The organism is Sphingomonas mangrovi, from assembly GCF_047975845.1.
In the GTDB taxonomy this organism is placed as follows: domain Bacteria; phylum Pseudomonadota; class Alphaproteobacteria; order Sphingomonadales; family Sphingomonadaceae; genus Sphingomonas.
This window is the reverse complement of sequence record NZ_JBIUCZ010000006.1, coordinates 112,569-125,486: the sequence shown is the minus strand read 5'-3', so window position 1 is coordinate 125,486 and position 12,918 is coordinate 112,569. Positions and strand designations below refer to the sequence as shown.

Here is a 12,918-nt window from a genome sequence, read left to right as displayed (position 1 = left end):
ACGCTCAGCGGCCTCACACCCTACGAATACATCGCCAAGCTCTGGACCTCAGAGCCAGAACGCTTCATCGTCAATCCGATCCACCAGATGCCGGGACTGAACACCTAGGTTCACGCACCGGATGGCGCCGCCCTTCTCGCAGGCTTCCGCGAAGGCGCGTGCGGCGGCAGCGATGTCCTTGGGAACGCCGTTGCCTTGCTGATGGGCGATGCCGAGCGCGACGCAGGAGTCGTCGCCACCGTCACGGCACCCGCGGTCGTAATAGGCTGCCGCGCGGGTCGCGTTCTTGGCGATGCCATCGCCCTCGGCATAGCGATCGCCGAGCGTGCGGCATGTCTCCGGGCTGCCGCCGCAGTCATCATCCACCTTGAGGGCGAGTGCGGCGGGATCGATCGCGTCGAGCTCCGATGCTGGGGGTGCAGGAACGGGTTGGATGGGCTGGATGGGAAGTTCGGCGCGATCCGGTTCCGCCTTCGGAACGCCGGCGAGCTCGTCGTGGAGCGCGTGGGCGACGCCCGGCTTGTTCTCCCGCGCGAGCAGCGCCCGGGCGAACGTCGTCGCGTCCATCCCTAGCGCGAACTGGTCGTTGGCGGCGCGGTCGCCGTCGTCGCCGCACGCGAAGTTCCGCTCGGCATCGCCAAGCGAATCCGGCGGAACGATCTGCAGGAGGCGCGAGCGGGCGGACGATCCTTCCAACGAGCGTCCCTCGGCGTCGTATTCGAATTCCGCCAGGTAGCGAACGCCGCGCTTGGCGCAGTCGGCCTCCATCCGCGCCTTGGTCATCGCCGGTCGCGCGTCCGCGCGCAGGACGTACATCGTCCAGTAGGTCGCGATATTGCCGGTGCGCTCGATCGACTTGCTGTCGATGAACAGCACGCGGTCCGGATCGCCGTTCACATACCACCATTCGGAGGCGTCCGCCGCGGCGGGCAGGGCCGCGGCCGCCAGCAACAGGAGCAGCCGACTCAGCGAGCGCAAGCGCATGCCGCCTCCTCTCCGGCCGATGCGGGACGCGGGACAAGGGAGACGCAAGCGGAGCGACGATGAATTCTGACCTTCGTCAGGTTGACAGGAGGAGCGTAGTCGCATGCCGTTGGCAACGCTTCCGCAGGTATGGGGATCGTCACGGCCGCGAAGAGCAGTCGAGGATGGATGGCACCGCGACCGGGATCGGGCGATGCCGAATACGTCCGGCCAGGAGAACGTCGGTAGCAATCCATGCTTTCATCGATGCCTCTCCCGAGTTTCGGAAAGGCTAGCGCGCCGCCCTCAAGCGAGCAATGGGAACGGTGACTTGGCCGGTCAACCGGAACGCCGATCAATAGTTTTCGATGTGTTGGACATAGACTCGAGAGTTCCAACTCCCGCGAAGTCTCACCCGCGCGGCGTGACGATCAGCACATCCAGGTCGCGGTCGGGGCGCCAATTGCTCCGGCGTACTTCGAAGCGGGTGGGGGAGATCTTGCGCACGCCGTCGGCACAGAAGCTGACGAGATTGTCGGGCGCACCCTTGTCGATGACCAGCCGGAAACTTCCGATCGGCGCGCGCCAGTTGGCGCCGGTTTTGAGCACATAACCGACGCGATATTCGGGCAGCGCCGCGGCCGCCTGCCGTCCCGCGGCGCGTGCGAGCCGGTCGATGCCGGCGAGGAAGCCCGCATCGGCGCAATAGCGTGCGGCATAGGCCTTGCCCTCCGCGCTTCGGCGAAATCCGGGCAGGGCGAGGTCGGTGCCCACGCTGGCCCCGGTCGCCGGCGCGTAGCGATGCTCGACCATCAGGTCGCGGCCGGCGGGGAAGCGCTGGTCCCAATGCCAGGTCTCCTTTACCGTCCAGGCGGGGATCAGGTGACCGGTGCTGCCGTCGCCTCCGTTGTCCGGCGTGACGAGCCCGGCGGCGATCAGTCGCTTGCGCGCGTCCTTTCCCAGCGCGTCGAGCTTCGCCTCCATGTCGCCGGTCACCGGCACGCCGAGCGATGCGAGCAGCGCGCTCTGGTCGCGTCCGTTGGCGATCGCCTTGTGCTCGACCGCCATGCGCACGGGCTTGCCGTCGACCAGGGTGGCGAAGTCGCGGGGCGTCGCGACGTCGCGGACTTCGCGCTCCGCCAGATCGTCGTCCGGCAGCGGGAAGGCGACGGTGGTGCGAACGTCGGCCGCGGTGCGGTTGCGGAAGACGTAGCGCACCCGCACGAGATCGGCGGAGACGAACAGGTCCTCCGACACCATGTCGATCGCGTCGCTACGGGTGAGCACCAGGCCGCCGGCGGCGCGTTCCGCAGTGGTGTCGTTCGCCCGCGCTGTGCCGGCGAGCGAAGCGGTTGCGGCAAGACAAAGCGCGATCTTGTGCATGACGTCCCCCGTTGCGTCCCGTCGAGGTGCTGTACACGCGCCTCGCACGCCTGTCTCCGCCACGCTTGCACCCTCCAACACTTCCGGGGATCGACAAACCGCCAAGTGCGGGACACACATGGCACCGTCGATCGGCCCGGTCCGCAGTGGCGGACCGGCCTGCCGAAGACCTCAGGGAGGGAAACTGCAATGTTGAAGGTTGCACTGTTGACGGCAGGACTGCTGGTGTCGGGTTCCGCGGCACTGGCGCAAGACGATTCTTCGGGCCTCTCGCCGCGGTATCTCGCGTGCCAAGCCCGTGCGGGTAACAACACCGTACAGTCGGGGATCTGCGCGCAGGCCGAGATGACGTCGCAGGACGCTCGGCTGAACAAGGCCTATCAGCAGGTCATGCGCCAGCTGGCGAGCAAGCCGCAGGAAAAGATCGCGCTTCGCAATTACCAGCGCTCGTGGCTCAGGCAGCGCGACTACGAGTGCAAGGTGGATCAGGAGACGATCAACAGCACCTGCCTCGTCGCCAAGACGGCGACCCGCGCCAACGAGCTCGAGGAGCAGATCCGCTTCTGAGGCCGATGGTGCGACCGGGCGGCGCGCGTAGCGGTCCGGTCGCCCCGACGCTTTCCAGCCTCACGATGAGGAGCCCCGTCCGAAAAACGCGAATGCTATGCCAGCACTATGCGCTTTGCGGGAATCGATCTCGAATTGCTACGCAGCCTGGGCCTAATCGCCCCACCCTGAAGGCGTCGCCAACTGCGGCGATCGCCGGTTCGAAGGGGTGCAGTGATGAACTTTGGTCCTGCGGCTGCGGCCGTCGCGTTCCTGCTCGTGCCGATCGGCGCGCAGGCGCAGTCGGCGCCTGGCGAGGAGGCCGTTGCCGAGACCGCGCCGCCGTCCGAGCTGACCGTCAGCGGCGCGGCGACGATCGCCTCCGACTATCGCTTTCGCGGCGTGTCGCAGTCCGATCGGCAGATGGCGATACAGGGCGGCATCACCGTCGCGCACACGAGCGGCTTCTACGCCGGGGTGTGGGCGTCCAACCTCGCCGGCTGGGGCACGTTCGGCGGCGCCAACATGGAGCTCGACCTGATCGGCGGCTACAAGGCGGCCTTGGGCGACGGCGCGACGCTCGACGTCGGGCTGACCTGGTACACCTATCCGGGCGGCGCCGATAAGACGGACTTCGCCGAGCCGTACGTCAAGCTCACCGGCATCGCCGGTCCCGCCACGCTGACCGCGGGCGCCGCCTATGCCCCCAAGCAGCAGGCGACCGGCAAGTGGTACGAAGCGGGCGCCGATGCGGCCGCCGGCGTCTACACCGATCCGGGCGACAAGGACGACAACCTCTACCTGTGGGGCGACGGCGCGATCGCGCTCGCCGGCACGCCGATCACCGCCAAGGCGCACGTCGGCCACGGCTGGGGCCAGAACGGCCTTGGCCCCAATGCGACCGCCATCGCGCCCACCGGCAGCTATTGGGACTGGTCGCTGGGCGCCGACGTCACCTGGAAGAACCTGACCTTCAACGTCAGCTACGTCGACACCGACATCTCCGATCGCGACGCCGCCTACCTCCGCCCGAGCTTCAGCAAGGGCCAGGACGGCACCGGCAACATCGCCGGCGGTGCGGTCGTGGTCGCGCTGACGGCTGCCTTCTGAACCCTGGAGGACGTGCAATGCAGGATCTGCTCTGGATCGCGATCATGGTGGGACTGGTGGCGCTGACGCTCGCCTACGTCCGCCTGTGCGATCACGCGTGAGGGAGGGCTGAGATGACGCTCGACCTTTGGCTGGCGGCGCTCACCGCGCTCGGCCTCCTCGTCTATCTCGTGGCGGTGCTGATCCGCCCCGAACGCTTCTGAAGGAGCGGCACCCATGACACTTCAGGGCTGGTTCCTGATCCTCGCCTTCGTCGGCATCCTGCTGCTGCTGGCGAAACCCGTCGGCATGTGGCTCCACGCACTGTACGAGGGGCGGCGCACCCCGCTGCACCTGGTGCTCGGCCCGGTCGAGCGCGGCTTCTACGCGCTGTCGGGCATCGATCCCACCGCCGAGCAGGGCTGGCGCCGCTATGCGGTGCACATGCTGCTGTTCAACGCGGCGCTGATGCTCTTCACCTACGCCGTGCTGCGGCTGCAGGCGGTGCTGCCGATCAACCCGAGCGGGCAAGCGGCGGTCGGCGAGCATCTGTCGTTCAATACCGCGATCAGCTTCACCACCAATACCAACTGGCAGAGCTACGGCGGCGAAAGCACGCTGTCGAACCTCAGCCAGATGCTGGGGCTGGCCATCCAGAACTTCCTCTCCGCGGCGACCGGCATCGCGCTGGCCTTCGCGCTGTTCCGCGGCTTCGCCCGGCGCGAGGCGGCGACGGTCGGCAACTTCTGGGCGGACGTCACGCGGATCACGCTCTACCTGCTGCTGCCGGTCTGCATCGTCTACGCGCTGTTCCTGATCGGCAGCGGCGTGCCGCAGACGCTCGCCGGCACGGTCGGCATCGACACGCTGGAGGGGGTGCGGCAGACGCTGACGCTCGGCCCGGTCGCCTCGCAGGAGGCGATCAAGATGCTCGGCACCAACGGCGGCGGCTTCTTCAACGCCAACTCCGCCCACCCGTTCGAGAACCCGAGCGCGCTCACCAACTTCGTGCAGATGCTGTCGATCTTCGTGATCGGCGTCGGGCTGACCTGGACCTTCGGCAAGGCGGTCGGCAACCCGCGGCAGGGCTGGGCGATCCTGGCGGCGATGATGATCCTGTTCCTCGCCGGGGTGACGATCGCCTATTGGGCGGAGGCTGCAGGCAATCCGGCGCTCCACCAGCTCGGCGTCGCCGGCGGCAACATGGAGGGCAAGGAGGTGCGCTTCGGCATCGCCGCCTCGGCGTTGTTCTCCACCATCACCACCGCGGCGTCGTGCGGCGCGGTCAATTCGATGCACGACAGCTTCACCGCGCTGGGCGGCATGATCCCGCTGTTCAACATGCAGCTGGGCGAGATCGTGGTCGGCGGCGTGGGTGCCGGCATCTACGGCTTCCTGCTGTTCGCCATCCTGGCGGTGTTCGTCGCCGGGCTGATGGTCGGCCGCACGCCCGAATATGTCGGCAAGAAGATCGAGGCGCGTGAGGTGAAGCTCGCGGTGCTGGCGATCGCGGTGCTGCCGCTCGTCATCCTCGGCTTCACCGCGCTGTCGTCGGTGCTCGAACCGGGGCTGGCGGGGCCGCTCAACAAGGGGCCGCACGGCTTCTCGGAGATGCTCTACGCCTTCACCAGCGGCGTCGCGAACAACGGCTCGGCCTTCGCCGGCCTGACCGCCAACACGCCCTATTACAACGGCCTGCTGGGCGTTGCGATGTGGCTCGGCCGCTTCTTCATCATCGTGCCGATGCTGGCGATCGCCGGCAGCCTGGCCGCGAAGAAGGTCGCGCCCGAGAGCGCCGGCTCGTTCCCGACCACGGGCGGGCTGTGGATCGGGCTGCTGGTCGGGATCATCCTGATCCTGGGCGGGCTCACCTTCCTGCCGAGCCTCGCGCTCGGTCCCATCGCCGATCATCTCAGCATGATCCGCGGACAATCGTTCTGATCGGGGGCCGCAATGGCAAAGACCCAGACAAAGAGCCTGTTCACGGCCGACCTCGTGGTGCCGGCGATCAAGGCATCGTTCCTCAAGCTCGACCCGCGCGAACTCGGCCGCAACCCGGTGATGTTCGTGACCGCCGCCGTCGCGGTGCTGATGACCGTCCTGCTCGTGATCGGGCAGGATGATCTCTCGACGGGCTTCAAGCTGCAGCTGGCCGTGTGGCTGTGGCTGACCGTGCTGTTCGGCACCTTCGCAGAAGCGCTGGCGGAGGGGCGCGGCAAGGCGCAGGCGGCGAGTCTGCGCGCCACCAAGGCGGAGCTCACCGCCAAGCGGCTGAAGGGCGACGGGCGCGAGTTCGACAGCGTCCCCGCCAGCCAGCTCAAGGTCGGCGACATCGTGCTCGTCGAGACCAACGACCTGATCCCGTCCGACGGCGACGTGGTTTCGGGGGTCGCCTCGGTCAACGAATCCGCGATCACCGGCGAAAGCGCGCCGGTGATCCGCGAGGCGGGCGGCGACCGCTCGGCGGTGACCGCGGGGACGCGCGTCCTCTCCGACGAGATCCGCGTCAAGGTGACGGTGGAGCCGGGCAAGGGCTTCCTCGACCGGATGATCGCGCTGGTCGAGGGCGCCGAGCGGCAGAAGACGCCCAACGAGATCGCGCTGACGCTGCTGCTGGTCGGGCTGACGATCATCTTCCTGATCGCGGTCGCGACCATCCCGGGCTTCGCCAGCTATGCCGGCGGCAGCATCCCGGTCGCCATCTTGGCGGCGCTGCTCATCACGCTCATCCCGACCACCATCGCGGCGCTGCTGTCAGCGATCGGCATCGCGGGCATGGACCGGCTGGTGCGCTTCAACGTGCTCGCCAAGTCGGGCCGCGCGGTCGAGGCGGCGGGCGACGTCGACGTGCTGCTGCTCGACAAGACCGGCACCATCACCATCGGCGACCGCCAAGCCAGCGAGTTCCGCCCTGTCGGCGGCACCAGCGAGGCGGCGCTCGCCGAGGCGGCGCTGCTCGCCAGCCTGGCCGACGAGACGCCCGAGGGGCGTTCGGTCGTGGTGCTGGCGCGCGAGCGGTTCGATCTGCAGCGGCCGATGCCGGCGGGTGCGGAGATCATCCCGTTCACCGCGCAGACCCGCGTCTCCGGCATCCGCACCGGCGACACGCTGATCCAGAAGGGGGCGGTCGACTCGATCCTGCGCGCCAACCCCGGTGCCGGGGAGACCGCAGCCGCGACCGAGCTGCGCCGCATCACCGACGAGATCGCACGCGCCGGCGGCACGCCGCTGGCGGTCGCGCGCGACGGTCGGCTGCTCGGCGCCATCTTCCTCAAGGACGTGGTCAAGGCGGGCATCCGCGAGCGCTTCGGCGAGCTGCGCCAGATGGGCATCCGCACGGTGATGATCACCGGCGACAACCCGCTGACCGCCGCCGCCATCGCCGCCGAGGCCGGGGTCGACGACTTCCTCGCGCAGGCGACCCCGGAGGACAAGCTCGCGCTGATCCGCAAGGAGCAGGCGGGCGGCAAGCTGGTGGCGATGTGCGGCGACGGCACAAACGACGCTCCTGCGCTCGCCCAGGCTGACGTCGGCGTCGCGATGAACACCGGCACCCAGGCCGCGCGCGAGGCCGGCAACATGGTCGACCTCGACAGCGACCCGACCAAGTTGATCGAGGTGGTGGGGCTGGGCAAGCAGCTGCTGATGACGCGCGGTGCGCTCACGACCTTCTCGGTCGCCAACGACGTGGCGAAGTATTTCGCGATCATCCCGGCGATGTTCGTCGCGCTCTATCCAGGGTTGGGCGTGCTCAACGTGATGGGGCTGGCGACGCCGCAGTCGGCGATCCTCAGCGCGATCATCTTCAACGCGATCATCATCCCGCTGCTGGTGCCGCTCGCGCTCAAGGGCGTGGCGTACCGGCCGATGGGGGCGGGGCCGCTGCTGGCGCGCAATCTCGCCGTCTACGGCCTCGGCGGTCTCGTCGCGCCGTTCGTCGGCATCAAGATCATCGACCTGATGGTCGGCGGCCTCGGCCTCGCCTAAGGAGTATCGGAACATGGGCAAGGATTTCTCTTCCGCACTGCGACCCGCGATCGTCATGACGGTCCTGTTCGCGCTGCTGCTCGGGCTGGCCTATCCGCTGGCGATGACCGGCCTCGGCCAACTGCTCTTTCCGGCGCAGGCGAACGGCAGCCTGGTGCGCGACGAAAGCGGCCGGGTGGTCGGGTCGTCGGTGGTCGGCCAGGCGTTCGTCGCCGACCGCTATTTCCAGACGCGCCCCTCGGCGGCGGGCAGCGACGGCTACGACGGGATCGCCTCGTCGGGCTCCAACCTAGGGCCGACGAGCCAAGCGCTGCTCGACCGCGTGCAGGCGGACGTCGCCAAGCGCCGCGGCGAGGGGGTGGGGGGTGCGCTTCCCGCCGACCTCGTCACCGCGAGCGGTTCGGGGCTCGATCCCGATCTGTCGCCGGCGGCGGCGCTGGCGCAGGCGCCGCGGATCGCGCGGGTGCGCGGCATGCCCGTCGAGCGGGTCCGCGCGATGGTCGCCGAGGGAACCGAGACGTCGATCTTCGGCGACCCGCACGTCAACGTCCTCGCGCTCAACCGCGCGCTCGACGCGCTGCCGCGCGGCGGCGCTCCAGACGTGCCGCCGCGCTGATGCCGGCATCCGGCGACGGACGACCGGATCCCGACGCCCTCCTGCGCCAGGCCGCGCAGGAGGGTCGAGGGCGACTGAAGCTGTTCCTCGGCGCCGCGCCCGGCGTCGGCAAGACCTTCGAGATGCTGTCCGAAGGCGCCGCGCGCAAACGCGACGGCGTCGACGTCGTGGTGGGCGTGGTGGAGACCCACGGCCGCGCCGAGACCGAAGCGCTCACCCGCGGGCACGAGATCATCCCGCGCCGCCACATCCCTTACGAAGGGCGCACGCTGCACGAGATGGACCTCGACGCGGTGCTCGCCCGCGCGCCGCGGCTGGTGCTCGTCGACGAACTCGCCCACACCAATGCGCCCGGCAGCCGCCATCCCAAGCGGTATCAAGACGTCGAGGAACTGCTCGCCGCAGGCATCGACGTCTACTCCACCGTCAACATCCAGCACGTCGAAAGCCTGAACGACGTCGTCGCGAGCTTCACGCGCGTCCGCGTGCGCGAGACGGTGCCCGACAGCATCCTCGAAATGGCCGAGATCGAGGTGGTGGACATCCCGCCCGACGAGCTGATCGAGCGGCTGAAGGCGGGCAAGGTCTATCTGCCGCAGGAGGCGACGCGGGCGCTGTCGCACTTCTTCTCCAAGTCGAACCTGTCGGCGTTGCGCGAACTCGCGCTGCGCCGCGCGGCGCAGGCGGTCGACGCGCGGATGCTCGACGACGTGCGCGCGCTGGGGCTCGGCGGCACCTGGGCGGGCAGCGACCGCATCGTCGTCGCGATCAACGAGCTGCCTGGCGCCGATGTGCTGGTGCGCGCCGCCAAGCGCGTCGCCGACGGCCTGCGGGGCCCGTGGACCGCGGTGTTCATCGAGACGCCGCGCTCCGCGCACTTCACCGACGCGCAACACGGCCATGTCGCCGCGGCGATGACGCTGGCAACCCAGCTCGGCGGCGCGGTCGCGACGGTGCCGGCGCCCAATGTGGTCGAGGGGTTGCAGAGCTTCCTGGCGGACGCGCGCGCGACCCAGCTGATCCTCGGCAAGTCGCGCCGCTCGCGCTGGTTCGAGCTGCGCCACGGCTCGGTGGTCCACCGGCTGATCCGCGACACGCCGGGCGTTACCGTCCACGTCCTTCCCGTTGAGGATGCTCCGACGGGCCCGCAGCGCGGCCGCCGGCGCCCGGCGCGACCGGGTACGCCTGCCGGCTATGCGGCGACGACGGCGATGGTTGCGGCGGTGACCGGCATCGCCAGCGCGCTGTTCCATGTGCTGGACCTCGGCAACGTGGCGCTGCTCTACCTGCTGCCGGTCATGGCGGCGGCCAGCCTGTTCGGGCTGCGCACCGGCATCTACGCAGGCCTGGCGTCGAGCCTCGCCTACAACTTCGTCTTCCTGCCGCCGGTCGGCACGCTCAGCATCGCCAATCCCGAGAACCTGATCTCGGCGGTGGCGCTGCTCGGCATCGCCATCGCGACCAGCCAGCTGACCTCGCGCGTGCGGGCGCAGGCCGATCTGGCGGCGGCGAGCGCCCGCACCAACGCAACGCTCGCCGGCTTTCTGCGGCAGATCACCAGCGTCAACGATCCGGACGTCGCGGCGCAGATGATCTGCGACGACGTGCGGCGGCTGCTCGACGTTCAGGTGGTGCTGCTTGCGCCGGTGCACGGCTCGCACCTGGAGATGCTGGCCGCGAGCGACGCCGCCTATCAGCTCGACACGATGGACACCGCCGCCGCCACCTGGGCGTTCGACACCGGCAGCGCGGCCGGCAAGGGATCGGGCACGCTCGCCGCCTCGGAATGGCTGTTCCAGCCGCTCAAGGCGGGGGACCATGTTCTCGCCGTGCTGGGTGTGGCGCGCGATACGCCGGGCGATCCCGTCCGCGCCGACCAGCTGCCGCTGCTCAGCAGCCTGATCGATCAGTCGGCGCTGGTGCTCGAACGGCTGCGGCTGGCGGCCGAGATGCGCGACGTCGAGACCGTGCGCACCCGCGACCGGCTGCGCGCGGCGCTGCTGTCGTCGGTCAGCCATGATCTGCGCACGCCGCTCACCGCGGTGATCGCCGCCGCCGCGCAGCTCCACCACGGCGCCACCCCCGAGCTGATCGGCACCATCGAGAGCGAAGCGGCGCGGCTCAACCGCTTCGTCGCCAACCTGCTCGACATGGCGCGGGTCGAGGCCGGCGCGCTCAAGCTCGCGATCGAGCCGGTCGACCTCAGCGACGCCGTCACCGGCGCCGCGCACGACGCGCGCCGGGCGCTGGAGGGGCACGCGGTCCGGCTCGACGTGCCGCCGGACCTGCCACTGGTCCGCGCCGACCCGCAGCTGCTCCATCACTGCCTGCTCAACCTGCTCGACAACGCCGGCCGCTACGGCGATCCCGGCACACCGATCGTCATCGAGGGACGACACCGGTTCGGCGAGCTGCGGCTGGCGGTGCTCGACCAGGGACCGGGGCTGCCGCCGGGCGGCGAGGCGGAGGTGTTCGAGACGTTCCGCCGCCTCGAAGGCTCCGATCGTGCGGTCGGCGGAACCGGGCTGGGACTCGCCATCGTCAAGGCGTTCGCCGAGGCGATGGGCATGACCGTTGAGGCATCCAATCGCGACGACGGTAGCGGCGCCGCCTTCGCGCTGCATTTCCCGCCCGCCCTCATCGTCCGCGATCCCGCACCGGAAGGCCTGTCCTGAATGCCCGCCAAAGTCCTCGTCGTGGACGACGAAGTCGCCATCCGCCGCCTGCTCCGCAACACGCTGGTCCGCGCCGGCTATACCGTGGTCGAGGCCGGCAACGCGCGCGACGCGCTGCGCCAGGCGGCGATCGAGCACCCCGACGCGGTGCTGCTCGACCTGGGGCTGCCCGATCGCGACGGGCTGAGCCTCGTCCCGCTGCTCCGCGCCGACGGCGATGCGGTGGTGCTGGTCGTCTCCGCGCGCGACGCCGTGGAGGAAAAGGTCGCCGCGCTCGACCTGGGCGCCGACGACTTCGTCGGCAAGCCGTTCGACACCGACGAACTGCTCGCCCGGCTGCGGGTGGCGCTGCGTCACCAGGGCGTGTCCGAGGCGACGCCGCGGATCGTCCGGCGCGGCGACCTCAGCATCGATCTCGATCGGCGGATGGTGCTGCGCGGTGGCGAGGAGCTTCATCTCACCCGCAAGGAGCACGACGTGCTCGCGATCCTCGCGCGCCACATCGGCCGGGTCGTCACCCACGAACGGGTGCTCTCCGCCGCCTGGGGCGGGGACGAGGACCCGCGGGTCGAGTATCTCCGCATCGTCATCCGCAACCTGCGCCAGAAGCTCGAAGCGCCCGGCCCGGTCGGCAGCGTAATCGCGAACGAGCTCGGCGTCGGCTACCGGTTGCGCGCCGACGGATAGCGATCGCGCGGCGCTACGCCGGCGCTATGCGAAGGACCGGAATCGCTCTCGAATTGCTACGCCGCGGCCGATAGCTGGGCGGCCACAACGAGGATTGTGGCATGGCGTCGTGGCATCGCTCGCGCCGCGCGGACCTGGGTCTGCGCGCATCGGGGCTTCTTCTGTGGGGCGCGGCCTATGCCGCCTTTGCGCAACTCGTCGCGCTGCGCCTGCCGCCGCATGGCGAGGGCGCGCTCGGTTACGGCTTGGCCGCGCTCGGCTTCGTCGCGGCGAGCGCCGGCGGCGTGCTGACGATGCTCGGCAGCCACCTGTTCGACAAGGGGCAGGCGAGCGCCCGCTGGCAGCATCCGGCGTGTGCCACGGCATCCCCCATCTTGGAGACGGCAACCCCCATGAAAGACGTGGAACCCTGCCTGCTGGTCGTCGGCCAGGAGGTCGACGGAAGCTGGACGGTGCACGAGAGCGCCGGGCTGCTGCTCGGCCGCTTCGCCTCGTATCAGGCGGCACAGCGCTTCGCCTGCACCGAGCGCGATCGCCGCCCGTCCACGGCGATCGCATCATCGGCGGGCGCGCCGCCGCGGATCGCGGGACGACTGAAGCTGCGCAGTCCCGGCACGCCCGCCACCGGAGCCTGCGGTGGTTAGGCTGCCGCCGCGGCTCGTCGGCGTCGCGCTGCTGCTCGCCTCGGCAGGGTCGACGCTGGCGCACCGCGCCGTCTACGACGCCGCCCGCGCGCGCCCGGCCGGACTTGCCAAATTCGCGCTCGGGCTGACGACCTTCCTGCTCGCCAGCACCGGCGTGCTCCTGCTGATCCACGGCCGCCGGCTGTTCGAGCAGTCGGGCAGGGGGCCGCAAATGCGACGAACCGATCGCACCACTACGGCGCCACTATGCCGTTGCCGCAAACCGATCTCGAAACCCTATGCGCCGGCCCATAGGTGCGGCGTCGAGCGCAACGACGCTCGGCCATAG

At 69.8% G+C, this 12,918-nt stretch carries 11 protein-coding genes and 2 pseudogenes; 11 read left to right on the top strand and 2 right to left on the bottom strand.

Annotation, left to right across the window (positions count from 1 at the left end):
• Positions 1–108, top strand: a pseudogene (locus ACBY01_RS05230) (IS481 family transposase); the annotation flags it as partial.
• A gap of 33 nt (positions 109–141) precedes the next feature.
• Here the strand turns inward: ACBY01_RS05230 and ACBY01_RS17185 are convergent.
• Positions 142–984, bottom strand: a pseudogene (locus tag ACBY01_RS17185) (surface-adhesin E family protein); the annotation flags it as partial.
• A 390-nt stretch (positions 985–1,374) separates the two neighbouring features.
• Entirely contained in the window at positions 1,375–2,346 is a 972-nt protein-coding gene (locus tag ACBY01_RS05220; protein WP_416459726.1) for a DUF4424 family protein, read from the bottom strand.
• Between the two features lie 192 nt (positions 2,347–2,538).
• Here ACBY01_RS05220 and ACBY01_RS05215 point away from each other — a divergent pair, with 192 nt between their 5' ends.
• The 10 genes from ACBY01_RS05215 to ACBY01_RS05170 all read left to right on the top strand — a co-directional run bounded on the left by ACBY01_RS05215 (position 2,539) and on the right by ACBY01_RS05170 (position 12,918).
• Positions 2,539–2,913 (top strand): lysozyme inhibitor LprI family protein, encoded by a 375-nt coding sequence (locus tag ACBY01_RS05215; RefSeq protein WP_416459725.1) that lies wholly within the window; start codon positions 2,539–2,541, stop codon positions 2,911–2,913.
• 216 nt (positions 2,914–3,129) lie between these two features.
• The gene (locus ACBY01_RS05210; protein WP_416459724.1) at positions 3,130–4,002 is read left to right on the top strand and encodes a TorF family putative porin; all 873 of its coding nucleotides are present in this window, start codon (positions 3,130–3,132) and stop codon (positions 4,000–4,002) included.
• Positions 4,003–4,115: 113 nt separating this feature from the next.
• Positions 4,116–4,205 (top strand): K(+)-transporting ATPase subunit F, encoded by a 90-nt coding sequence (gene kdpF / locus ACBY01_RS05205; RefSeq protein ID WP_037531783.1) that lies wholly within the window; start codon positions 4,116–4,118, stop codon positions 4,203–4,205.
• A gap of 13 nt (positions 4,206–4,218) precedes the next feature.
• A complete protein-coding gene (gene kdpA, locus ACBY01_RS05200; RefSeq protein ID WP_416459723.1) occupies positions 4,219–5,922 on the top strand; it encodes a potassium-transporting ATPase subunit KdpA in 1,704 nt (567 codons plus the stop codon).
• A gap of 12 nt (positions 5,923–5,934) precedes the next feature.
• Positions 5,935–7,968, top strand: coding sequence for a potassium-transporting ATPase subunit KdpB (kdpB, locus tag ACBY01_RS05195; protein ID WP_416459721.1), 2,034 nt, complete (start codon positions 5,935–5,937; stop codon positions 7,966–7,968).
• A gap of 13 nt (positions 7,969–7,981) precedes the next feature.
• Positions 7,982–8,584, top strand: a complete 603-nt coding sequence (kdpC, locus tag ACBY01_RS05190) for a potassium-transporting ATPase subunit KdpC (RefSeq protein ID WP_416459720.1) — start codon at positions 7,982–7,984, stop codon at positions 8,582–8,584.
• Positions 8,584–11,259 carry a DUF4118 domain-containing protein gene (locus tag ACBY01_RS05185; protein WP_416459719.1) on the top strand — a complete coding sequence of 892 codons (2,676 nt, stop codon included), beginning with the start codon at positions 8,584–8,586 and terminating at the stop codon, positions 11,257–11,259. Before kdpC ends, ACBY01_RS05185 begins: the two co-directional genes overlap by 1 nt.
• Positions 11,260–11,946 (top strand): response regulator transcription factor, encoded by a 687-nt coding sequence (locus ACBY01_RS05180; protein ID WP_416459718.1) that lies wholly within the window; start codon positions 11,260–11,262, stop codon positions 11,944–11,946.
• A 101-nt stretch (positions 11,947–12,047) separates the two neighbouring features.
• Positions 12,048–12,590 carry a hypothetical protein gene (locus tag ACBY01_RS05175; protein ID WP_416459717.1) on the top strand — a complete coding sequence of 181 codons (543 nt, stop codon included), beginning with the start codon at positions 12,048–12,050 and terminating at the stop codon, positions 12,588–12,590.
• The gene (locus ACBY01_RS05170) at positions 12,583–12,918 is read left to right on the top strand and encodes a hypothetical protein (RefSeq protein ID WP_416459716.1); all 336 of its coding nucleotides are present in this window, start codon (positions 12,583–12,585) and stop codon (positions 12,916–12,918) included. The genes ACBY01_RS05175 and ACBY01_RS05170 overlap by 8 nt, the downstream gene beginning before the upstream one ends.